Raw genomic sequence first — 21,151 nt, 5'->3', positions numbered from 1 at the left:
CCGCATAAAGCCGCGGCCCTGTCAATAAAAAAGGACAGGTCATGGGATCGCGGACGATGCGGTATGGGGTGAGCGTGGCGCTTCTCAGCGTCGCGCTCGGCGGGTGTGGAGAAAGCGGCGGGACGGGCGGCACGGCCGGGGCGAGCGCGTCGAGCACGGGCACGGGCGGCGCCGGCGGCAGCGGGGGTGACGGCGGCGGCGGGATGGGCGGCGCCGGCGGCTCCGGCGGCGGGACCGTGGACAAGGCGAAAGATTGCGCCGACACGTTCGGCGACGCGCTCACGAGCGCCTTCGGGCGCGCCGATGGAACGGTGCTCGCCATCGTGAAGCCGACCGATACGCAATGCGCGATGCCGAACGACGATCACGTGGTCGTGCAGGTGGTCATGGACGGCAAGGCGTATCGGATGGTGGTGAACGTGCTATCGAGCTTCGGGGATCCGAATGTGCGGTACCTGGAGACGTCGCACGCGTTGCCCGGCCCGGCGTGGGCAGAAGGCTGGCACCCCGACCTCTCCCTCGATTATGTGAACGACCTCGGGGTGCAGGCGGAGGCATTCGCGCCGTACGACATGCCCACGTTATCGGACATGATCGCGGACGTGATCCCGCTCGGCGAGAAGATCAGCGTTTATGCCCACAGCTCGGGCGGGGCGAGCGCGCACAAGGTGCACCGCAACAGCGCGGCCGAGGATGGGGTCATCGTGCTCGATCCGGAGGGCGCCGCGCCGAAGATGCTGCTCTTCCGCTTCTCGAATCAGGTATTTTGAGCTTCTCTCCGCGTTGCGCCGCGCGGCCCTGAAAACGGGACCCGCGCGGCGCGCATGGGCCTCGGCACGGCCCGTAGGGGGCCCGCCCCTAGGATTTCTCCTGCAAGTCGACGCATGCTCGGGGCATGTTCCATCGCCGGACCGCTCGACGTTTCGACGCCCGGGCCGAATGAAATGGGTCGTGGTCAGACCTTCGCGGCAACCGAGCACATCGCTGCTTTTCGGCCCACGGAGGAAAGACCTCACCGAAGCGAAGAGGAAACAGGGGGAGGTTTCGTATGAAGAACACGTCGAAGGTCTTTGCGTTGATCCTGTCCGCGTCGGCTGGCGTATGGCTGACGGGTTGCGCGGCCGAGTACGGGGATCTCAGCGAGGATACAGACGACGCGGCGGCCAACCTGGAGAAGGGCGGCATCACGAAGGGGCATCTCGGCGGTCAGGCGGAGTTCCCCGCGATCTCGAAGGGACGGGGCATGATCGGGCAGGGCAGCCAATTCGAGGGCGGGCTGGGCAAGGCCGCGCGGGTCGTGGCAGGCGGGACGCAAATCGAGCAGCCGGCGTTCGGCGGAAGTCTGGAAGGCGGCCAGGCTGCGCGCGAGGAGAAGGTCGAAGAGGGGCAGCGCGCCGGTCTCGAGGGGCAGCTCTCGGAGACGGCCCTCGTGAACGAGGAGTCGGCGGGGCAGGACGTCGCCGGCCAGGTCGAGGAGGGTGATACGTCGGAATCTCAGGAAGCGCTCTCGAGCTGGTGCGGGGCTGGCATTGGGTACGCCGGGTTCGGGTACGGCTGGCGAGGATATTATCCCGGTCGGCTCTTCTACGGCGGCATCGGCGCGGGCTGCTACCGCCCCTGCGGCGGCTTCGCCTACTTCGGCGGCGGGTGCGATCTCGGCTTGCCGGGCGGTTATTGGTGAGAGCTGGGCCTATCGCCCGAATCGCTCCGTGAATCGAGCTTGTGGGCCCGGTTGGACTTCTTGGAGTTCGATCGGGCCCGGTTCATTCCATGCTCCACGATTTCCCAAACAATCGAACCTGCGCCGGACATCGGTTTTGGGGAGCCCGCGGGGTGATCGTCCCTGCGGGCGTTTCACTGCCCCTACCGCTCGACGTTGGGCCGCCCCGGCCAAATGAATTCGCTTGTGGTCGGACCCTCATGGCGGAGCGAACAGCGCGCTCTTTTCACGCAGGGAATGGCCGCAGCGAAGTGGGAACAGGGGGAGGTTCGTATGAAGAACGTGTCGAAAATCGTGGCGTTGATCCTTTCCGCGTCCGCGGGCGTCTGGCTCGCGGGTTGCGCCGCGGAGGTGGGGGATATCGACGAGGAGACGGATAGCGCTCTCGACAACGTGCACAAGGGCGCTGGCTTGACCAAGGGGCGCATCGGCGCCGCGACGGATGTCTCGGTGGGCCAGGACAGCCAGCTCGGCGAGAACCAGCCCCTGGGCGGCCAGGTCGCGGGCGAGATCGCGGGAGGCATGCTCGGCAAGGGCCTCGGCAAGGGCATGGGGAAGGGGAAGGGATTCGAGCAGGGGCTCGGCAAGGGCGCCATGGGGAAGGGCCTCGGCAAGAGCACGGAGAAGGGGCTCGGCGAGGGCTTCGCGCAGGCGCTCGGCAAGCACTTCAGCAAGAGCGCGCCGATCGCGGCAGGGGAGAGGGCTGGGGAGCAGCCGGCGCTCGGCCAGCAAGAGGAAAGTGGTCAGGTCGCGGAGGAAAGCGGCCGGATCGCCGGCGAGAGCGGTCAGCTCGCCGAGGAGAGCGGCGGCCAGGTCGCGGGCGCGGAGAGGATCGAGGGCCAGGTGGCCGGCCACGAGGGGCAGAGCGAGGGCTCGGCGGTCGCGGGTGAGGAAGATGCCGACCAGGCCAGCCAGGGCGAGGAAGCGACGGCGGAATCGCAGGAAGGGCTCACGGCGCAGCCGTGGCGCCGCGGCTGGTACGGACGAGGTTATTACGGCGGGTACGGTCGGTATGGATACCGCTACCCGTATTACGGCGGTTATCGCCCGTACTACTACCCGTACTACGGTGGCTACCCGTACTACAACTACCCGTATTACGGCGGCTACTACCCGTACTACGGCGGCTACCCGTACTTCCGGCATCATCGCCGTTACTGGTGGTGATCGGCGGAACCGCTTCGTGACGTGAACCCATGGGCCCGGTGGGTCTCCTCCGGAGGCCGACCGGGCCCGTTTCATTTCATCGTTGTCTCGATTCCGCGCCCACCCCCGGCGGCGCCGCGGCCGCTTCCGTCCCGGCGGCGCGTCCGCCGTCCTCTCCGCCTCCGCCCGCCCTTCCTCCCTTTCCCCTTCCGCTCCCGTCCGCCCCGGTGGCATCATCGTCGCCGTGAGGATTTGCCCCGCGTGCTCGCGCGAGTACCCCGATGCGCGCTCGCATTGTCAGGATGACGGGATCAAGCTCGTCAGCCTGGACAAGACGGCGGCGCTCCGGGCCGAGCAGCTCGTCGGGCAGCTCGTCGACGGGCGCTACCGCATCGAGCGCGTGCTCGGGCACGGCGGCATGGGCACGATCTACGCCTGCCGGCACGTCGTCGTCGGCAAGGCGTTCGCGATGAAGGTGCTGCGTCCGCCGCGCAGCGGGCAAAACGAGGGCGTGCTCGCGCGCTTCATCCGCGAGGCGCAGACCGCGAACGCGCTGAAGAGCCGGCACATCATCGAGACGACGGACTTCGGCCAGCTCGCCGACGGCCCGTTCTACGTGGTGATGGAGCTGCTCGAGGGCTTCGATCTCGCGCGGGCGATGCGCGAGTCGAGGCTCGGACCGGCGCAGCTCCTGCACGTGTTCATCCAGATCGCCGACACGCTCGAGCTCGTGCACGCGCACGGGATCGTCCACCGCGATCTGAAGCCGGACAACGTGTTCCTCGTGCAGGAAAACGGCGATCCGCTGTTCGTGAAGCTCCTCGATTTCGGGATCGCGAAGGTCCTGCACAGCGGTTCGTCGGAGCTGACCGAGGAGGGGATGATCCTCGGCACGCCGCACTACATGGCGCCGGAGCAAGCGCGCAGCGAGAGCGTGGATCACCGCGCCGACGTGTACTCGCTCGGCGTGATGATGTACCGCGCCTTCACGGGGAGGCTGCCGTTCACCGCGGAGTCGACGATCGGCGTGATCACGCGGCACGCGATGGAAGCGCCGGAGCCGCCGAGCCGGTTCTGCGCGATGGATGGGCTGCTCGAAGCGTTGATCCTGCGCTGCATGGCGAAGCGGCCCGAAGAGCGGCCGCAACGCATGGCCGAGGTGTCGCGGGATCTGCGCGCGCTCGCGATGAAGTCGTCGGGGCAGGGCTGGCCCGTGCCGAACCCGAGCAACGCGCCGGCGCCCTACGCGACCGGGAACTTCGCGCGGATCTCGACGAGCAGCGTGCCGATGCCGATGCCGGCGGCCACGCCGAGCCAGGCGCCGCCGCCGATGATGGAGAGCGGCGCGACGCAGCGCGGGTTCGTCACGTCCGCGACCGGGATGCACAAGGCGCCGCCGAAGCGCAGCGCGGCCGTGCTTGCGTCGCTCGTTGTCGCGGCGCTCGCGATGAGCGGGATCGGTGCGGTGCTCGCGTTCGCCGTGATGCGCGGAGGCGGAAGCTCGCAGCAGAACGCGAGCGCATCGAGCGCGGAGGCGCCCGCCCCGAGCGCGAACCCGAGCCCGACGTCGCCGCCGCAGGCGCTCGCCGCGACGGCGCCGCCCGAGTCCACGATTTCTCCCACGACGTCGGCCGCGCCGCCGACGACGTCGACGCCGACGGCGACACCCGCGACCCCACAGACGCAGGCTCGCGGGACGTCGCCGGGGCCCGTTCGCACCGCAGCGCCGCCGCCCACGACCACCAGCAAAACGGGCCGCAGGTCGGAGATCCGGAGTCCCTTCGAATGATCCGTCGCTCCATGCCGCTCGTCGCGGCGTCGCTCCTCGGTTTGTCCTTCCTCGTCGCGAGCCCCCTGGCCTCGGCCCAGGCGAAGAAGCCCACGTCCGCTCCGACGACGAAGAAGAAGCCGCCGAACAAGAACGATCCGAAGCTCGTCGAGGCCAAGCGCCTGTTCCAGCAGGGCGAGGATCTCTACACGAAGGGCGACTACGAGAAGGCGATCGAGGTGTGGGAGATGTCCTACGAGCTCTCGCAACGAGAGCTGATCCTCGAGAGCATCGCGAACGCTTACGAGCGGCTCGGGAAGGCCGAGAAGGCGCGCGAGTACCTCGGGCGCTGGCGGGAAGCGGCGCCGCCGGAGGAGCACGCGGATCTCGACGCGCGGCTCGCGAAGCTCGACGAGCGCATCGCGAAGGAGAAGACCGAGCAGGCCGCGAAGGAGAAGGCCGAGAAGGACGCCAAGGACAAGCGCGACGCCGACGAGCGAGCGAAGCGCGAGGGCGGCAAGCTCTTCATGCCGGGCGTGATCCTCGCGGCGGCGGGCGGGGCCGTGGCGATCGGCGGCGGCGTGCTCGACATCCTGGCCGCGACCCGCCGGCCGGACGCTGCGTCGGTCTGCGGAACGGCGGCGGATGGCCGGCAGCTTTGCCGGTCGTCGGCGAAGGACGACATCGAGACGTCGAACACGTTCGCGACCGTGGGCGACATCATGCTGATCGGCGGCGGCGTGGCCGCGGCGGTGGGCGTCGTGCTCGTGGTGACGCAGAGCGGCGGGAAGAAGGGCGCGGAGGAGAAGCAGGCCGTCGTCGCGCCGTGGTTCTTGCCGGGCGGCGGCGGGGTCGTGGCGGGCGGGTCGTTCTAGCGGACGCGTACCGGTCGCATACGACGCAGGCGCCGAGCGATGCGGGTCGATCGCTCGGCGCTTGTCAAGCGATTTAAGGCGTGCTGTTGGGATCCGCCGGATCACTCCCGGCGTCGTGCTCGTCGCCGTCGCGGAACCCGTCCTCGTCGCGGTCGAGCCCCAGGCGCTCGCCTGAGCCGGGCGGCGTGCAGGTATAGGTCAGTGGCAAGTTGAGCAGGAGGGACACGAGGCGGAGCGTGGTGTCCGCGATCGGGGGAGAGCCCGCGCGATTGCTCGTGAACAGACCGCCGCCGGCGTACAGATAGCCGAGCTCGCTGCCGAGCAGGCGCCCCTTCACGACGAGATCACATTCCCCGGCCTCGGCGCGGCTGCGCAGCAGATTGAGGCGTGCGTGGACGGCCGCGTTGCTCGTTTGGGTCAAGGTCGCCTGCTGCCCGACGATCGGCGCCATGTTGGTGTCGAACGCGAGCAGGAATGACTCGACCTGCCGGCGCAAGAGCTGGCCGCTCGGGCCGACCGGGAACCCCTCGGGGTTGAATTCGCTTTCTCCGAAGCCGAAATGCATGAATCGGAAGATCGTGTCGATCATGCCGTCGTGCAGATAGCCGAAGCCGCGCACCTGATCGCCCATGAAGCCATTGTCGCCCGGCTCGATCCCCGGCGCCTCGGCCATGCCGAACATCCCGACCTTCTGGTAGAGGTTGCGGAAATGGGGGACCTTCATCGTTTGCGGCGTCCCCTCGAAGGTGCTCAGCCCCATCGTGCCGAAGAAACCTGGCGCCTCGCTCTCCGGGTTGCCGGTGGTATCGAGGGTGTGGCATCCCTCGCAGCTATGCGTGACGTCGGACAGGGGGCCGGTGAAGAACGCTTTTCCTGCTTGCTGGTCCGGCGTGAGGGAGTTGTCGAGGTTGCGGATCGGATTCGGCGGATAGGTGATACGCAGGACGAAATCGGTGAATGCGTCCATGTCCGCCTCGGAGAGCTCGGTGTGGCGCCCCAAGAGCTCCACGAAGGCGGGGTTGAATTTCTTGAAGGCCGCGACCTCGTCGAAGATCCCGCTGTCCGGCTGGACGGACGGCGCGTCGTTGCCGCCGGTGCGGTCGCCGCGCCAGTGCATCGGGCCGTGGTTTGCCATGCCGCGCAGGCTTTGGGTGGTCATGGGGCCCTTCAACGGACGATAGTCGGGGGTGCCGGGATCCTCGACCAGGAAGGGCCCCGGATTGGTGATCGTGACCGCGTCGGGGTTGCCGAGATCCCAGGCCAGGCTGTCGAAATCGCCGAACACGTGGCAACTCGCGCAGGACGAGTCGCCGTGGCTGGAGGAGAATTTCGCGTCGTAGAGGAACTTCCGGCCATGCGTGATGCTGGGCGGCTCGGGGTTGTGCATCGGGACGTGGGCCGTCTCGACGCGCGCCGCGGTGTCGATGATGGAGATAGCGTTGTCGAAGCTCGTCAGCGCATAGAGGCGGCCGCGCGCTTGATCGAGGACGATCCCCGTGGGCCCCCCGCCCGAGACGGGGATATGGTTCGCCGCCGAGGGCGCGAACGTGTCGTTCTCCAGGGCTGCGGTGTTGAAAATGCCGATCTTGTCGGAGCCCAGGGCGGCCACGTAGAGCGTCGCGCCGTTGCTGGTGATGGCCATGCCCTGCGGGAGCGCGAGGCTCCGCTCGTTTTCCGTATTGGGCAGGGGCGCGCAGCAGGTCGCGTAATCGATGTGCTTGTTGATGTGCCGCGGGGCCACGCTGCCCGGGCCCAGCACCGTGATTCGGCTCTCGTGCAGGTGTCCCCGCAGCGTCTCGCCCGCGAAGATCCCCGGGCCCTCGAACCGCTTGTCATTCTGCGCGTCGGTGTTGGTGACGTAGACCTTCCCGTTCACCGGGTTGACGATCATGTTGTACAGAATGGTGCCGACGCCGGTGTAAAACCCTGACACGCCCGCCTTTTGCGCCGGCGGATTGGTCGTGGCGTCGATGACGAACACGTCCTCGTCGGGCAACGAGAAGCGCATCTCGTCGTCCCAGGTGCGGCCGATGGAATCGACCCAGTGGGCGCCGTTGTACTTGACGATGATGCTGCTCTCGGGCTGCGGGACGCCCTCGAAATTCGTGTTGGGCGCGGCGACACCGCCGGCCGCTTCCCCGCCGTCGGGGACCAGCAGATCGCTGACGACCGTGGTGCGGTTGCCGGAATGGAAGGCGGCCGCATACACCTTGGAGCCGTCGGGGGAGACGGCGAGCGCGCGCGGCGTGTCGCTGAAGAGGGTCACGATGGTGAGCGGCGTCCCGCCCAGGGGCGCGCCCAGCGCATTGGCGTCGAAGACCCATACGTCGGCGCGGCCGACGCCGGGCGTGGTGAACTGCGGGTCGCTCGGGCGATTCTGGCCGCGGTGGGCCGTCGTGATGAATGCGCGCCGGCGGTTTGGCCCACCAAAAACGATATCACGCGGTTCGTCCCCCACGAGCAGCGTGCGCACCACCCGCCCGTGCGCCGGATTGCTCACGTCGACGACGCTGATGCTGTCCGAGAGATGATTGACGACCCATACCTCGTCATCGTTCCTCGCCGCGACGGCGACGGGCTCGAGCCCCACGGGCACCGAGCCGACGTGTGATAGGCCGTTCGTTTTGACGCGGAAGATCTCCAGGCGACCATCGGGGGTATTGACCGCGAAGAGATGTTTGCCATCGGTCGAGAGTGCGAGGGGGCGCACTTGACCACTTTCAAAGAGTGTGTACGACGAGGCAGCGTGAGCGAGGGTGGGGGCGGCGAGAGGGACGGCGAGCCCGATAACCGCGAGGGCTTTGCGCAGCAATCCAGATCTGGTCATCACCTTTTCCTTGCAAGCGTCGCGGGGCGGATCCCGGCGTTGCGCCGGAGAGCGTGCTCGACGCCACTCTGCAATGTGCTACGGGTGACGAGCCCGCGCAAATCGGTCCCGAGTTCGACGAGCGTGCGCGCGATTTCCGCCCGGATCCCTGTGAGGACGACCTCCGCCCCGAGGAGCGCCACGGCCTGCGCGGCCTGGATCAGCCCATTGGCGACATCCGCGTCCACCACCGGGACGCCCGTCACGTCGAGGATGGCGACCGCCGCCCGATGCGCCATCACCCCTTCGAGCAGCGTCTCGATGACCTGCTGCGCGCGCGCGGCGTTCACGGTGCCGATGAGCGGCATGACCACCACGCCCTCGGCGATGGGGATGAGCGGCGTCGACAGGGCGCGCAGGGCCTCGGCCTGCATACGAATGATCTCCTCCTGGAGGCGTACGTTTTCGGCCTCGGCACGCTGCGTCTGCTCGATGGCCCGCTGCGCCCGCTGCTGCGAGGTGACGTCGATGTTGAATTCGACCACGTACTCGGTCCCGTCGTCGCCCTCGACGGGGATGTAGGTGGTCTCGGTCCACACCACGCGCTCGTCGACGGTCGCCAGGGTGGACCCCGCGGTATCGTAAGAGGTCGGCGGCATCGTGATGTTCGTGTGCTCTGCAGCCGCCCGCTCGAAATTGGCGACGAACCCCATCGATATCGATGCCGGATCGGTCAGGATGTTGAATTTCCCGATGATGTCTTCTCGCACACCCCCGATGACGTCGAGGGAATTGCGGTTCATCGCGACCGATAGGCCATCCCGCCGGTAGACGCCCAGGCCCACGGGGATGGAATCGAAGATCTTGCGATAGGGGACGCGGCGCTCATGCTCCGTGAGGGTGCTCTCCAGCACCTCGCGCTCGGCGAGCGCACGCTCGAGCTCGTCCACCCGCGCGCGCAGGGCTGCGTTATCGGCTCGCAAGGCTTCGTAGGTCGGCTCGTCGTTCACGCCTCTCCTCCTTCCGGGGCCGTACCGCCAGCACGCATGGGTTGGAACAGCAAACAGCCGGGATTCACCCGCGTATCGTATCCAAGAGCAAGACCCGCGAGGAAGCGAATCCGTGCGGCGCGAGGCGGGATTCCGTGTCTTGTCGGGGCGATGTGAGGAAGGCAATGCGACAGCCGATTGACGCTCACGTCTTGCGTTCAGTTTCCTCGGAATTTCGGGCCGACGCGGTAGCGCCGGGGGGCGCCCTTTCTTCCTACCAGCCGACCGAACGCGGCATGCAGCGGTGGGGTGCAAAACGATGGAGCGCGACGAGCTCGCAATCGCGCCTACGTGTGTCCTGCCAAGCGATGGGGCGTGGCGATTGCCGAGTTCTTCCGGGGAAGCGTATTTCGTGATTCTAGCGGCTCTCGCTTCGAGGCGGGTACGGTCGGTACGCGGGGGGCTTGCCGTCGAGCGCGCGCTCGACGTTGCGCCGGACCCGGGCCCGGCGGATCCGCGTGAAGAGCGCGTTGCCGCCGGGGAGCAGGAGCCTCACGAGCTCGGTCGCGAAGTTCCACGCTGTGCTGCCGAGGACCAGCCATTTCCACGCGTTGTTCGGCAAGCCGAGCTCGTCCCCCGCGTCGTCGCCCAGCACGAGGCGCGAAAAGCCCGCACGCCACTGCGCGTCGATGTAGACCAGCGGACGGGGTCGATCCGGCTCCACCGGCACGGCGAGCAGCGCGGCGGCGAGCTTGCGGCTGTCCTCGTCCCCTCCGGGCTGCGTCGCGGCCGACAGGTAGACGAGCGCGCACGCCTCCTTGAAGTCGTGCGGGAGCAGGTCGAGGCGGACGCCCATGAGATACCCGACGTAACGCCAGAAATGCACGAGCGCGTCGGCCTCGCGCCGCGTGATGAGATGGCCGAGGGTGCGGAGGCCAATCACGAACACCGACGAAAAGAGGAGGTTCGTCGCGAGCAGGTCGGCCTGGTTCACCGGCAGGCCCCACGCCTCCATGCGCCAGCGCGGATCGTCCGTGAGCCGGACGCGGACCATGGCGTGCATGAGACGGACCATGACGGCGCCGCGAAACCCCGCCGAGCCGCGCGCCACCGTCCGCGACTCGTACAGGTCGAAGACGAATTTCGAGGTCTCCGCGAGCCGCCGATACGCCATGGATTCGAGAGCGCCCGTGAATGCGATCGGCTTGTTCGCGGCCGACGAGCGGTAGCCGCCGGTGAGGCAGATGCAGCTCAGGACCCGCTCGCCGCTCATCCCCACGCGATCCGCCGTGCGCGCCGCGAGCTCGAGTTGGTCGTTATCGACCCATTCCGGCCGGGCGTCGAGCTCGGCGAAAAGGGCGACGAGCGGCGCGGGCGCCTCCGGAATGCTGGCGATGCCCTCGTCGACGGCGCGCGCCAGGAGGCGATACCCCTCGCCGCGCGGCAGCTCGGCGAACATTCGAACGACCTCGTCCGCGAGCGGATCGCCGTCGAAGAGGGTGTCGCGGAAGCGCGCGATGTGCTCCTCGCGCGGCGGCGGAAGTCGGTACGCCTTCCGGAAGAGCGCGTTGCGCGCGCTCTCCTTCACGAGAGGGTCCTGGTACCGGGTCGGAACGGCGCGGGCGCTTGCGTGGGCGGCCATGCGGGTCTCCTGCATCTCCTGGTTGCCCAGGATCATGATCCGAGCAATAACGCCGATCAGCTCGGATTCTACGCCCCGCATCGGTGGAGCACGCGCATGATCGCAAAAGTCTTTGATCCGAAGCCGCGCAAGTGGCCCCGGCAGGGGCGGTCCCGGGCCACCTTCGACGCGCTCCTGGATGCGACGGCTCGGATTCTTGAAGAGCGCGGCTACGAGGGGCTGACGACGAACGGGGTCGCGGAGCGCGCCGGCGCGAGCATCGGGACGCTCTACGAGTACTTCCCCGACCGCGAAACGCTGGTCGCGCTCCTCGTCGAGCGTGAAGCGCGCCGGGTGCTCGCGGCGCTGGAGGCGAGCATGGCCTCCCTCCATGGCCTTCCGCTCGAAGCGGCGATGCGGATCTGGCTCGAAGCGATGTTCGCGGAGCTCGAATCGCGCCGGGCGCTCGTGGCCGCGCTCCTGACGGGTGTTCCGTTCGTGGGCCTCTTGCCGATCGCGACGGAGTTTCCGGCGCGCCTCGTTGGCATCGCGGCCGCCGGGGGGAGCCATCGGCGCGAGGAGATCACGCTCGACGGGCTCCCTTCGGTCTTCTTCCTGATGGCAAACATGCTCCGCGGCGCCTACCTCGCGATGCTCCTCGAACCACCAGCCGGCCTGTCTCGCGCGTGCATGCTCGACGACCTGACGGTGCTCGTGATGCGCATGCTCCGCCCTTCGCAGCCCGCGACGCCTCCCGCCACCGGCGAGGGCTCATGACGTGTTTGTCAAGCTAATTTTCCTCGGCGCCCGAGGGCCGCGCGAGGAGGCGGGACGGACGCGACGGCCCTTGAGGCATCGAGGGTTGCCGGGCATGCTCTGTCGATGCCGACGTCCGACGGAGCGAAGAGCACCAGCTACGAGCGCCTGCACCACATCATGGCGGCGGCCGAGGACCGCAGCGGCCCGTGCGCGGCGCAGGTCTTCGGCCTTTTGCGTGCCCAGGGCATGCAGATCCGCAGCGTGCTCGATGTCGGCTGCGGCCTGGGATCGTGGCTGGCCGCCGCGCGGGACGAGCTCGGCGCGGAGGTGCTCGGCGTGGACGGGCCCTGGACGAACCTCGATTTGCTTCGAATCGACCGCGCCCGCTTCCAGGTGGCGGACCTCGAAAAGCCGCTGTCCCTCGGCCGGTCGTTCGATTTGGCGATTTCCGTCGAGGTGGGGGAGCATCTCCCCGCAGAAGCGGCCCCGGTGCTCGTGGCCTCGCTCGCGAAGCACGCCCCCGTCGTCCTTTTCTCGGCGGCGATTCCAGGGCAGGGAGGCATTTCGCACGTGAACGAGCAATGGCCCGCCTATTGGGCAACACGATTCGCGGAGCACGGATTCGGGTGCTACGACGTGCTGCGCCCGCTTCTGTGGGAGCGCAGCGACGTCGATTGGTGGTACAAGCAGAACCTGCTGCTTTTCGTCCACGAGGCGAGGGCCGCGGAGGCAGGGGTGCGGCTCGGGCTCGGCAGCCCCGAGACGCCGCGCCGGCTGGTCCACCCGGACGTATTCGCCGTGCGCTGCCCGCCTCGGAACATCGATATCTTTTACGAGAATGGGACGGCCAAGGGCCGGTACTGGGAGTGCGACCGCGAGACCGGTGAGCTGCGGGATGGCGGTCGCTGACGGGAACGAGCGGTAGGCGAGGACAGTCCGCGCCCACCGCCCCCGTCTCCCTCCCCTCGGATCAGTTCACGCCGTTCGTCCCGGCCTGGTAGTGCGTGTAGCCGGCCGTGGCCTCGTCCTCGTCGTGGCCCTTGCCGTTGCTCGACATCACGCGCTCGACCTCGGCGTCCATCTTGCCCGTGAGGATCTTGCTCCACATCACCCAGTCGGCCGCGAAGGACCAGAGCGGGTACTTGAAGCTCGCGGGCTTGTTCTTCTCGATGAAGAAGTGCGAGAACCACGCGGGCCCGTAGCCGGCCACGAGCGCGATCGGGACGAGCGCCGGGCGGCGGAGGGCGATCGCCGCGAGGGCCGTGAGTCCCGCCACGGTCGTCCCGGCGAAGTGGAAGGTGCGCGTCGCCTTGAGGCTGTGCTCGCGCACGTAAAACGGCCAGAATTCCTCGAAGCTCTCGATGTCCTTCGTCGACATGTTCGAACTTCTACCACGCCGGGCCGCGGTTCACTTGCCCTGGAACGACGCCTTGCGTTTCTCGACGTAGGCCGCGATGCCCTCGCGGGCGTCCTCGGAGGCGAAGAGCTCGGCCTGGAGCTCCCGCTCGAAGGCGAGGCCTTGCTCGAGGCCCATCTCCAGGCCGGTCTGCACCGCGCGCTTGATACGCCCGACGGCCAGGGCCGCGCGGCCTGGGGTCGTGAAGCCCTGGGCGTACGCGATCGCGCGGTCGAGGAACGCGGCGTGGGTCTCCGTGTCCCAGACCTCGTCGACGAGGCCGTAGGCGAGCGCCGTGTCGAAGTCGAACGTCGTGCCCTCGCACATGAGCTTGATGGCGCGCGGTTTTCCGACGAGCCGCGCGAGGCGTTGCGTGCCGCCCGTGCCCGGCAGGACGCCGAGCGCGACCTCGGGCAGGCCCACCTTCCCGGCGCCGCGCCGCGCCACGCGCAGATCACAGGCGAGCGCGACCTCCAGGCCGCCGCCCACGGTGTGGCCGTTCAGCGCGGCGATGACGAGCTTCGGCGTGTGCTCGAGGCGCAGGAGCGTCTCGTTCGCGTGCAAGCAGAACTGGTATTTGAAGCTCGGCGTCGCGGCCTTCAGCATGTTGATGTTGGCGCCGGCGCAGAAGAACTTCTCGCCGTGACCCGTCACGACGATCGCCTGCACCGCGTCATCGAAGCGGCAAGCGAGGATCGCCGCGTCGAGCTCCTTCATCATCTCGTGCGTGTAGCCGTTCACCGGCGGGTCGTTCAGCGTGAGGACGGCGACGCGAGATCTTGTTTCGCACTCGACAAGAGCCATGGCGCGCCCCATTTACCGTGACGGCGCGACGGGATCCACCGTCGCTGCCACGGCGGGCTCGCTCGCGATGCGCGCGTGTTCTCCTTCCTTCCGCGACGCCGGCCTCGGGCGCGGCGGCGCGAACCACCTTCAAACGGGGCACGGTTTCGTGCTACCTGGGACGCGTTGATACCCATGGATCCTGCGGACGTGCGGCAGAAGCTCAAGGAACTCATGGTCACCGAGCTCAACCTCGAAGGGAAGACGCCGGCGGACATCGACGACGCGGCGCCGCTCTTCGGCGAGGGGCGCGGGCTCGGGCTCGACTCGCTCGACGCGCTGCAGCTCGCCATGTCCGTGGAAGAAAAGTTCGGCGTGCGTGTCCCGGAGGGAGACGAGGCCCGCAGCATCTTCGCCTCGGTCGACGCGCTCACCGATCACATCGTGCGCGCGAAGGCCGCGGCCTGACGAGGAACTTTCCTTTGTCGCCCGGCCGAACGCGCCGGGCGGCGCCGTGACGAGGCCGAGGGGCGCATGCGCATCTGGGTGACCGGCATTGGCGTCGTCTCGCCCCTCGGGCGCGGGGCCGGCGTCACCATGGACAGGCTGCTCGCGGGCGATCGCGCCTTCGGCGAGCTCTCGATTTTCCACCTGCCCGACATGCGCACGCGGCTCGCCGCGGAGGTCCCCGGGATCTCGGCGGCCGAGGTCGCGCCCGAGGGTGATGCCGAGGCGTGGTCGCGCACGGACGCGATGAGCGTGCTCGCGGTGCGCGAGGCGCTCGCGCAGGCCGGCGTCGCGCCCGCGGCCGGGCCCATCGATCTGATCGTCGGCGGCACGACCGCCGGCATGTACGAGACTGAAGATTTGCTCGCGGAGCTGTCGCGGGACGCGGATGCGATCAAGCCGCTCCGGGCGATGCTCACGCACCCGCTCTCGTCGACGGCCGATCACGTGCGCGCCGCGGTGGGGCCGTTTCGGCGCGTGCGCAGCTTGTGCAGCGCGTGTTCGAGCGGGGCGAACGCGCTCCTGCTCGCGGCGGCCTGGATCCGCGCGGGCGTCTCTCCGTGCGTGGTCGCGGGCGGCGCCGACGGGCTCTGCCGGCTCACGTACACGGGGTTCGGCGCGCTCTCGGCCGTGGACCCGAACCCGTGCCGCCCGTTCGACAAACGCCGCGCGGGCCTGAACCTCGGCGAGGGCGCGGCGTTCCTCGTGCTCGAACCCGAAGACGCGAGCCGCGCGCGGGGCGTGACGCGACCGATCGCGGAGCTCGTCGGCTGGGGCGTGGGCGCCGAGGCGCACCACATCACGAACCCCGAGCGCGAGGGGCGGACGGCGGCGCGCGTGATGCAGGCGGCGCTTTCGAAAGCGAGCCTCTCGCCCGCGGACATCGACCACGTGAACGCGCACGGGACGGCGACGCCGCTGAACGACTCGATGGAGGCGGCCGCGATCCGCGCTTGTTTCGGGCCCGACGCCGAGCGCGTCCTCGTCTCCTCGGTGAAGGGCCAGATCGGGCACACGCTCGGGGCCGCGGGCGCGATCGAGGCGGCCGTGTCGGTCATGACGATCGCGCGGGGCGAGATCCCGCCGACGCAGGGGCTCGAAGAGGTCGATCCCGCGTGCCCGCTCATGCACGCGACGCGCGCGACGAAGGCGGACGTGCGTGCGGTGATGTCGAATTCGTTCGGCTTCGGAGGAACGGACACATCGCTCGTGTTCGCCGCGCCGGGCGTGTTCCCCGCCCCGCAGGCGCCGCCGCGGCGCGCGGTGGTGGTGGTCTCCGCGGCGACCATCGGCCCGCTCGGGGTGCTCGGCGCGCGGGAGAACGACGTGTACCTGGAGCCTGGTCCTCCGCCCGCGCCGGGGCCGATCCACTTCAACGCGGCCGATCACCTCGACGTGGGCCGCGCGCGCAGGCTCGATCGGGCGGGCCGGCTGTCGGCGGTGGCGATTCAGCGGGCGCTGCGGGACGCGGGCCTCGATCCGCTCGATCCCTCGATCGGCGTGGAGGTTGGCGCGATCCTCGGCGCGGCGTTCGGCAGCGTGGATGGCTCGACCGCGTTCATGCGGCGCATCTACGAGAAGGGCGTGAAGTTCGCGAGCCCGGCGGATTTCCCGAACCTCGTGCCCTCGTCGCCCGTGGGGCACGCGTCGATCTACCTCGGGCTGCGCGGGCCTGTGTTCGCCGTGGCCGACCTCGGGGTGACGGCCGAGTGCGCGGTCGTGACGGCGGCGGATCTGATCGCGGTGGGCGAGGGGGAGGTGCTCGCGGCCGGCAGCGTGGAGGAGGCGAGCCCGATGATCGAGCGTTGCCTCGGCCCGATCTGTTCGGGCGAAACACGCGGGGTCCGCAGCGAGGGCGCGAGCGCGATCCTGCTCGAAGCCGAGGAGCACGCGAAGGCGCGGGGGATCCGGCCGCTCGCGCGCCTGCCCTGGTGGACGTCGTGGCGCGGCGCGGGCGAGGGTGCACTCGACGCCGTCCCGGCACCGCCCCACCGCGCTGCGGTCCTCACTGGGCAGGAGGATCTCCCGCCTGGCCTGCGTTTGCCCGAGGCCTGGGCGCGTGTCCCGCATCGCGCCGTCGCGCCGCGGTCGGGCGTGCACGAGGGCGCGGGCGGGTTCGCCATGGCCGCGGCCCTCGCCGCGATTGCGCGGGGTGAGCTCGACGCCGCGCTCGTCGTGGGGCACGCGCCCGAGCGGGGGTACGCCTTGCTGCTCACGGCCGAACGATCGCCGGACGAACCTGGTTCGTCGTGATGCGCCGCGCGGGCTTGCTCGGGGCCTTTGGGTTGCTCCTCGGCGCGACCTCGTGCGCGGCGCCGGACGCGCTCGCCCCGCGCGCGGCCGAGGCCCCGACGCTCGCGCGCTGGCGTGAGGCGCGACGGAAGCTCGCGGCGATCTCGAAGGCGGCCGAGGGCGAGGGCGCGCGGACGCTCCGGCTCGCGCTCGCGTTGCGGGAGCCTTTGACGGGCCGCACGCTGGAGGCGCGTGGCGCCGTGGCGATCGCGCCGCCGGACGCGCTGCGCATGATCCTGCTCGGGCCCGGCGGCACCACGGCGCTCGACCTCTGGATGCGCGCGGAGCGCTTTCGGTTTGCGGTCCCCGCGATCGACCTGCTGAAGCGCGGCGACGCGTCGACGCCCCGCGCCGAAAAACGCGGGCTGCCTGTGGATTTCCTCCGCTGGTGGCTGCTCCGGCCCGCGTCGGGGCGGCTGCTCTGGCACGAGGCCGAGCCTTCAGGGGATCGGTTCACGCTGCGCGACGGCGCGGCCGTGATCGAGCTTTTCGCGGCGAGCTCGGGGGCGCTTTCGGCGCGGCGAACGACGTGGTCGAGCGAAGGGGTGCGCGCGAAAAAGCTCGACGAGGAGAGCGTGGAGGCCGATCGGATCGGGTGCGGCACCGTGCGCTACCGCCAGGCCTCGACGGGGCTCACCGTGACCGTCACGTGCGAGGGCGAGGAGAAAGGACGCGCGCCGAACCCGCGCGCCTTTGCCGATCCGGATGCGCCCGCGGAGGACGTCTCCTCGGGAGGAGGCGCGTCGTGAGTGATGCATGCGTGATCGCGGTGGGCGCCGTCTCGGCGCTCGGCGTGGGGCCGAGCGCGTACCACGCGGGGGACGTCGGCGCGCCGGCGCGTGTGGTCCTTACGCGGGACGAAGAGCTCGCCCGCGCAGGCCTCGCCCGTCCTTTCGCCGCGCGCGCGCCCGGCTCGCTCCCGCTCCCCGCGGGCACGTCCTTCGAGGACCAAGCGGCGACGCTGCTCGCCTGCGCGCTCGGACAGATCGTTCCTTCCCTCGACGAAATGCGCCCGGGTTGGCGTGACGAGCGCCTCGGGATCGCCGTCGGCACGTCGAGCGGCGGGATGCTCGGGGCGACGCGGTGGTTCGCGGCCCGCGAAGCCTGGGCCCGCGGCGAGGAGGTTCGCGAGGACGAACGCGCCGCGCTCGCCCGACGCGCCACCTACTTCGCGCCCTTCGACGAAGCGTTCGCCGCGGCGGATCTTTCGGGCCCCAACGTTTGTCGTCGCGTGCACCTCGTCGCCGCGTGCGCCGCTTCGACCCTGGCGATTGGCCTCGGCCTGCGATGGCTCGACCGGGGCGCCTGTGACCTCGTGATCGCCGGCGGCTACGACGCGGTCTCGGGCTTCGTCGCCACCGGCTTCGAGGCCCTGCGCGCGACCACGGCCTCGCGCCCCCGACCTTTCCGTATCGGCCGCGACGGCATGAGCCTCGGTGAAGGCGCCGGCCTCGTCGCGCTCGTCCGCGAGGAGCACACCCGCGGCGCTTCGGTGTTCGTCCGTGTCGCCGGCTTCGGCGCCTCCACGGACGCCGTGCACATCACCGCGCCCGATCGCACCGGCGACGGCCTCGCGCGCGCGGGCGCCGCCGCGATCGCGGACAGCGGCCTCGCGCCCGCGTCGATGGGCCTCGTCAGCGCCCACGCGACCGCCACTCCCTTCAACGACGCGATGGAATCCCGCGCGATCGCCCGGCTCTTCGAAAACTCCCCCGCACCCGTCGTGCACCCCTTCAAGGCCCAGATCGGCCACACGCTCGGCGCGGCCGGCGTGCTCGAATCGCTCGCCGCCGCGGATGCGCTTCGCCGCGGGATCGCGCCCGCCGCGGCCGGGGAAGGCGAGCTCGATCCGGACGCTGCCGTCTCCCTGCTCGATCGCGCCGAAGCGCGCCCACTCGACGCTGCGCTCAAGCTCTCGGCTGCGTTTGGCGGCGCGAACGCGGCGCTCGTCCTCACGCGCGCGCCGAGCGGTCGCGTGCCGAGGCAAGCGCGCCCCGTGTACCTGCACGCGCACGCCGCGATCACGAGCGTCGATCTCGTCGAGCTCTCCGCACTGACGGGGGTCGCGCGGGATCGCCTCGCGCGGCTCGATCCGCTCTGTCGGCTCGGAATGCGCGCCGTCGCCGAGCTTGCGCGTGTCGTGGGGCGCGAGGCCCTCGCAGGCGCCGGCATCGTCGCGGGACACGCGCTCGCCACGCTCGACACGAACGATCGCTTCGACGCGCGCCGCCGCGCGCGAGGCCCCGGCGCCGTCGATCCACGCCTCTTCCCGGCCACCTCGCCAAACGCCGTCGCGGGCGAGTGCGCGATCGTCTACCAGCTCCGCGGCCCGAGCTTCGCCGTCAACGCAGGCCTCGACGGCGGGACCGAGGCGCTCTCCGTCGGCGCGGAGCTCGTCGCGATGGGCGACGCGGATCGTGTCGTCGTGCTCGCGGTCGACGATGCCGGCCCTGTCGCGCGTGATCTTCTGTCATGCACGTCCGCCTCGGACCGCGCCTACGCCGAGGGCGCGGTGGCCGTGTTGCTCGGCGTTTCCGCCGAAAATGCGCTTGCTTTGATCGACCCTGACATCACGAGCGACCACGACGCGGGCCCTCTCGGGCACCTTGCCTTGCAGGCAAACGTCCTCGATTTCGTGACAAAATGGCGGTCGGCTTGCCGGAGGTAGGGGTCGTCTGGCAAGTTGCGCGTGGACCTCGATGCCTTCGACCCGAACCCTTGCCGCCTTCGCGCTCGCCCTCTCCACGCTCACGGGATGCGCCACGCGCTACATCCCCAACACCGACGTGGAGGACTCCGACGAAAACCGCAAGATCATCGCATTTTGCGAGAAGTACCGGCACGCCGTCGAAGACAAGGATCTCTCCGTCCTCTACGGCTTCGCGTCGCCCGACTATTACGAGGACGGCGGCAACGTCGATCCAGGCGACGACATCGATTACGCCGGCTTGAAGGCCTACCTGAGCGGCGCATTTCAGGACGCGCGCGCAATCCGCTACGAGATCCGCTACCGCCGCATCTCGCGCGAAGACGACCTGATCTTCGTCGACTACACGTACAGCGCGAGCTACCGCATCCCCGGCACACGCGGCGAAGAGTGGCGCCGCAAGGTCGAGGACAACCGCCTCGAAATCGTGCCCTACAACAACGAGTACCGCATCGTCGCTGGGATGTGAGCTGGCCGCTGCGCTGCGCTGGGGCTTCGCCCCAGGCCCCACCAGGGGTTGTCCACCCCTGGACCCGGACCAGCGCAAGCGCTGGACTCGGGGTCGATGAACTGCGCGGAGCGCAGTTCATCGAACAGCCGCTGACAAGACCGGCGACGATCCTGCCAACCAAGGCTGCAGCGCTGCAGGTTCAGTCGGCAACGTTCGCGTCGCCAGGTTGAGACCCACCTCCCTGGTCTTGCCACCGGCCCGATGGAAGAACTGCGCATCGCGCAGTTCTTCCATCCTCGGTCCAGGCCGTGCCTGGTCCGGGTCGAGGGGCGGATAGCCCCCGCGGGGTCCGGGGCAGCGCCCCGGCGCGGGCGGCCCCAGGTCAGTTGAGCGGACTCGTCTGCTTGTTCGTCCGCTCGAACAGGCCCTTCTCCTTCGCCTCGGCCAGCACCCGCAGCGCTTGCCGATATCCTCGCAGCACGAGCGATCGCACCGCGAAGCGGTTCAGGTAGCTGAAGGCCCCGATCTCCGGCGCGATGTCGAGGAACGTGACGTGCGGGTGGAGTTTTCCGTAAAGCTCCACGCCCTGCCGCTCCTTCTCTGTGAGCAGCACGCTCAGCGACTGCCGCAAGACGGGGAAGGGGCCGCGTCGCGCCAGGCTGCGCCGCCCTTCGCGCACGCGCTCGGGCCTGTACACGTTCGAGACGATCACCACGTCGGCCCCCGCCGCGATCGCGATGTCCGCCGAGAGCGTGCGCGCCACCTCGCCGTTCACGTAGTACCTGCTCCCGATGCGGAACGGGCGGAAAATCCCGGGCACGCAGCAGCTCGCTGCGACTGCTCGGCTCACGGGCGTCGTCTCCTCGTAGCCTGGTCCGAACACCACGCGCTCGCCCGTGTCGATGTCCACGGCGGTCACGAACACGGGGTTCGGGAGCTTGCGGAAATCGTTGATGGGCAAGAAGCTCGAGAGGTAGGTCTCCAGCCGGTCGGCCGAGAAGATCCCCGAGACGAGGTGCCCCGGATCGAGCAGCTCCGCGGGCCTCGGCAGGCCGAGGAACGTGGATGGGAAGAGCCGAGGGCCGCGATGACGGCGCCGCCACGGCAGGCGATACGCGTCGAGCAGGACGTCGAGCGGGATGTCCTGGCCATAGGTCGCGGAGATGAGCGCGCCGGAGCTCGTTCCCACGAAGATCTCCGGCAAGACGCCGAGCTCCTCGCAAGCCTTGAGGACCCCGAGGTGCGCGAGGCCTCGCACGGCCCCGCCCGACGCCACGAACGCGACCTTGAGGCGACTCATGGTAGGCATTGTGGTCACCCGAGCGAGGTCG

General features: G+C 69.6%; 18 protein-coding genes. 12 read left to right on the top strand and 6 right to left on the bottom strand.

The features are described from left to right. Positions 1 to 41 precede the first annotated feature (41 nt). The 5 genes from POL67_RS35080 (at position 42) to POL67_RS35060 (ending at position 5,509) form a co-directional block, all read left to right on the top strand. A complete protein-coding gene (locus POL67_RS35080; RefSeq protein WP_271924982.1) occupies positions 42 to 770 on the top strand; it encodes a hypothetical protein in 729 nt (242 codons plus the stop codon). Positions 771 to 1,048: 278 nt separating this feature from the next. Then, on the top strand, positions 1,049 to 1,681 hold the full coding sequence (locus POL67_RS35075; RefSeq protein ID WP_271924981.1) for a hypothetical protein: 633 nt from the start codon (positions 1,049 to 1,051) through the stop codon (positions 1,679 to 1,681). A gap of 312 nt (positions 1,682 to 1,993) precedes the next feature. Continuing rightward, a complete protein-coding gene (locus POL67_RS35070) occupies positions 1,994 to 2,887 on the top strand; it encodes a hypothetical protein (protein ID WP_271924980.1) in 894 nt (297 codons plus the stop codon). A 223-nt stretch (positions 2,888 to 3,110) separates the two neighbouring features. After that, a complete protein-coding gene (locus POL67_RS35065) occupies positions 3,111 to 4,655 on the top strand; it encodes a serine/threonine-protein kinase (RefSeq protein WP_271924979.1) in 1,545 nt (514 codons plus the stop codon). Then, entirely contained in the window at positions 4,652 to 5,509 is an 858-nt protein-coding gene (locus tag POL67_RS35060) for a tetratricopeptide repeat protein (RefSeq protein WP_271924978.1), read from the top strand. The genes POL67_RS35065 and POL67_RS35060 overlap by 4 nt, the downstream gene beginning before the upstream one ends. Before the next feature lie 73 nt (positions 5,510 to 5,582). Here POL67_RS35060 and POL67_RS35055 read toward each other — a convergent pair whose 3' ends face one another. From POL67_RS35055 to POL67_RS35045, 3 genes are all read right to left on the bottom strand, one after another. Next, complete coding sequence (locus POL67_RS35055) at positions 5,583 to 8,336, bottom strand: beta-propeller fold lactonase family protein (protein ID WP_271924977.1); 2,754 nt, start codon at positions 8,334 to 8,336, stop codon at positions 5,583 to 5,585. Then, the gene (locus tag POL67_RS35050; protein WP_271924976.1) at positions 8,336 to 9,325 is read right to left on the bottom strand and encodes an STAS domain-containing protein; all 990 of its coding nucleotides are present in this window, start codon (positions 9,323 to 9,325) and stop codon (positions 8,336 to 8,338) included. Before POL67_RS35050 ends, POL67_RS35055 begins: the two co-directional genes overlap by 1 nt. Positions 9,326 to 9,722: 397 nt before the next feature. Further along, the gene (locus POL67_RS35045; RefSeq protein ID WP_271924975.1) at positions 9,723 to 10,982 is read right to left on the bottom strand and encodes an oxygenase MpaB family protein; all 1,260 of its coding nucleotides are present in this window, start codon (positions 10,980 to 10,982) and stop codon (positions 9,723 to 9,725) included. 60 nt (positions 10,983 to 11,042) lie between these two features. Between POL67_RS35045 and POL67_RS35040 the strand changes: the two genes are divergently transcribed. Together POL67_RS35040 and POL67_RS35035 are read left to right on the top strand one after the other, a co-directional pair. Beyond that, positions 11,043 to 11,702 carry a TetR/AcrR family transcriptional regulator gene (locus tag POL67_RS35040; RefSeq protein WP_271924974.1) on the top strand — a complete coding sequence of 220 codons (660 nt, stop codon included), beginning with the start codon at positions 11,043 to 11,045 and terminating at the stop codon, positions 11,700 to 11,702. A gap of 105 nt (positions 11,703 to 11,807) precedes the next feature. Further along, complete coding sequence (locus tag POL67_RS35035; RefSeq protein WP_271924973.1) at positions 11,808 to 12,593, top strand: class I SAM-dependent methyltransferase; 786 nt, start codon at positions 11,808 to 11,810, stop codon at positions 12,591 to 12,593. A gap of 61 nt (positions 12,594 to 12,654) precedes the next feature. Here the strand turns inward: POL67_RS35035 and POL67_RS35030 are convergent, their stop codons facing one another. Continuing rightward, positions 12,655 to 13,062 (bottom strand): Mpo1-like protein, encoded by a 408-nt coding sequence (locus POL67_RS35030; protein ID WP_271924972.1) that lies wholly within the window; start codon positions 13,060 to 13,062, stop codon positions 12,655 to 12,657. A 30-nt stretch (positions 13,063 to 13,092) separates the two neighbouring features. Beyond that, positions 13,093 to 13,884 carry an enoyl-CoA hydratase/isomerase family protein gene (locus POL67_RS35025; RefSeq protein ID WP_271924971.1) on the bottom strand — a complete coding sequence of 264 codons (792 nt, stop codon included), beginning with the start codon at positions 13,882 to 13,884 and terminating at the stop codon, positions 13,093 to 13,095. A gap of 174 nt (positions 13,885 to 14,058) precedes the next feature. On the opposite strand from POL67_RS35025, the gene POL67_RS35020 reads away from it, so the two are divergent. From POL67_RS35020 to POL67_RS35000, 5 genes are all read left to right on the top strand, one after another. Then, complete coding sequence (locus POL67_RS35020; protein WP_271924970.1) at positions 14,059 to 14,331, top strand: phosphopantetheine-binding protein; 273 nt, start codon at positions 14,059 to 14,061, stop codon at positions 14,329 to 14,331. A 66-nt stretch (positions 14,332 to 14,397) separates the two neighbouring features. Further along, the gene (locus tag POL67_RS35015; protein WP_271924969.1) at positions 14,398 to 16,623 is read left to right on the top strand and encodes a beta-ketoacyl-[acyl-carrier-protein] synthase family protein; all 2,226 of its coding nucleotides are present in this window, start codon (positions 14,398 to 14,400) and stop codon (positions 16,621 to 16,623) included. After that, a complete protein-coding gene (locus tag POL67_RS35010; protein WP_271930938.1) occupies positions 16,623 to 17,411 on the top strand; it encodes a hypothetical protein in 789 nt (262 codons plus the stop codon). The genes POL67_RS35015 and POL67_RS35010 overlap by 1 nt, the downstream gene beginning before the upstream one ends. Continuing rightward, the gene (locus POL67_RS35005; RefSeq protein WP_271924968.1) at positions 17,408 to 19,330 is read left to right on the top strand and encodes a beta-ketoacyl synthase N-terminal-like domain-containing protein; all 1,923 of its coding nucleotides are present in this window, start codon (positions 17,408 to 17,410) and stop codon (positions 19,328 to 19,330) included. Before POL67_RS35010 ends, POL67_RS35005 begins: the two co-directional genes overlap by 4 nt. A gap of 31 nt (positions 19,331 to 19,361) precedes the next feature. Further along, entirely contained in the window at positions 19,362 to 19,838 is a 477-nt protein-coding gene (locus POL67_RS35000; RefSeq protein WP_271924967.1) for a hypothetical protein, read from the top strand. A gap of 364 nt (positions 19,839 to 20,202) precedes the next feature. Here POL67_RS35000 and POL67_RS34995 read toward each other — a convergent pair whose 3' ends face one another. Beyond that, a complete protein-coding gene (locus tag POL67_RS34995; RefSeq protein WP_271924966.1) occupies positions 20,203 to 21,120 on the bottom strand; it encodes a patatin-like phospholipase family protein in 918 nt (305 codons plus the stop codon). Positions 21,121 to 21,151 lie beyond the last annotated feature (31 nt).

The organism is Polyangium mundeleinium (assembly GCF_028369105.1).
Classification (GTDB): domain Bacteria; phylum Myxococcota_A; class Polyangia; order Polyangiales; family Polyangiaceae; genus Polyangium; species Polyangium mundeleinium.
This window is presented reverse-complemented; position numbering and strand designations above follow the sequence as displayed.

Excerpts from the sequence above, each read along its gene's own strand:
- POL67_RS35015 (WP_271924969.1), top strand. The coding sequence starts at position 14,398 with ATGCGCATCTGGGTGACCGGCATTGGCGTCGTCTCGCCCCTCGGGCGC.
- POL67_RS34995 (WP_271924966.1), bottom strand. The coding sequence starts at position 21,120 with ATGAGTCGCCTCAAGGTCGCGTTCGTGGCGTCGGGCGGGGCCGTGCGA.
- POL67_RS35060 (WP_271924978.1), top strand. The coding sequence starts at position 4,652 with ATGATCCGTCGCTCCATGCCGCTCGTCGCGGCGTCGCTCCTCGGTTTG.
- POL67_RS35055 (WP_271924977.1), bottom strand. The coding sequence starts at position 8,336 with ATGACCAGATCTGGATTGCTGCGCAAAGCCCTCGCGGTTATCGGGCTC.
- POL67_RS35070 (WP_271924980.1), top strand. The coding sequence starts at position 1,994 with ATGAAGAACGTGTCGAAAATCGTGGCGTTGATCCTTTCCGCGTCCGCG.
- POL67_RS35040 (WP_271924974.1), top strand. The coding sequence starts at position 11,043 with ATGATCGCAAAAGTCTTTGATCCGAAGCCGCGCAAGTGGCCCCGGCAG.
- POL67_RS35010 (WP_271930938.1), top strand. The coding sequence starts at position 16,623 with ATGCGCCGCGCGGGCTTGCTCGGGGCCTTTGGGTTGCTCCTCGGCGCG.
- POL67_RS35000 (WP_271924967.1), top strand. The coding sequence starts at position 19,362 with ATGCCTTCGACCCGAACCCTTGCCGCCTTCGCGCTCGCCCTCTCCACG.
- POL67_RS35075 (WP_271924981.1), top strand. The coding sequence starts at position 1,049 with ATGAAGAACACGTCGAAGGTCTTTGCGTTGATCCTGTCCGCGTCGGCT.
- POL67_RS35080 (WP_271924982.1), top strand. The coding sequence starts at position 42 with ATGGGATCGCGGACGATGCGGTATGGGGTGAGCGTGGCGCTTCTCAGC.
- POL67_RS35035 (WP_271924973.1), top strand. The coding sequence starts at position 11,808 with ATGCCGACGTCCGACGGAGCGAAGAGCACCAGCTACGAGCGCCTGCAC.
- POL67_RS35025 (WP_271924971.1), bottom strand. The coding sequence starts at position 13,884 with ATGGCTCTTGTCGAGTGCGAAACAAGATCTCGCGTCGCCGTCCTCACG.
- POL67_RS35045 (WP_271924975.1), bottom strand. The coding sequence starts at position 10,982 with ATGATCCTGGGCAACCAGGAGATGCAGGAGACCCGCATGGCCGCCCAC.
- POL67_RS35030 (WP_271924972.1), bottom strand. The coding sequence starts at position 13,062 with ATGTCGACGAAGGACATCGAGAGCTTCGAGGAATTCTGGCCGTTTTAC.
- POL67_RS35020 (WP_271924970.1), top strand. The coding sequence starts at position 14,059 with ATGGATCCTGCGGACGTGCGGCAGAAGCTCAAGGAACTCATGGTCACC.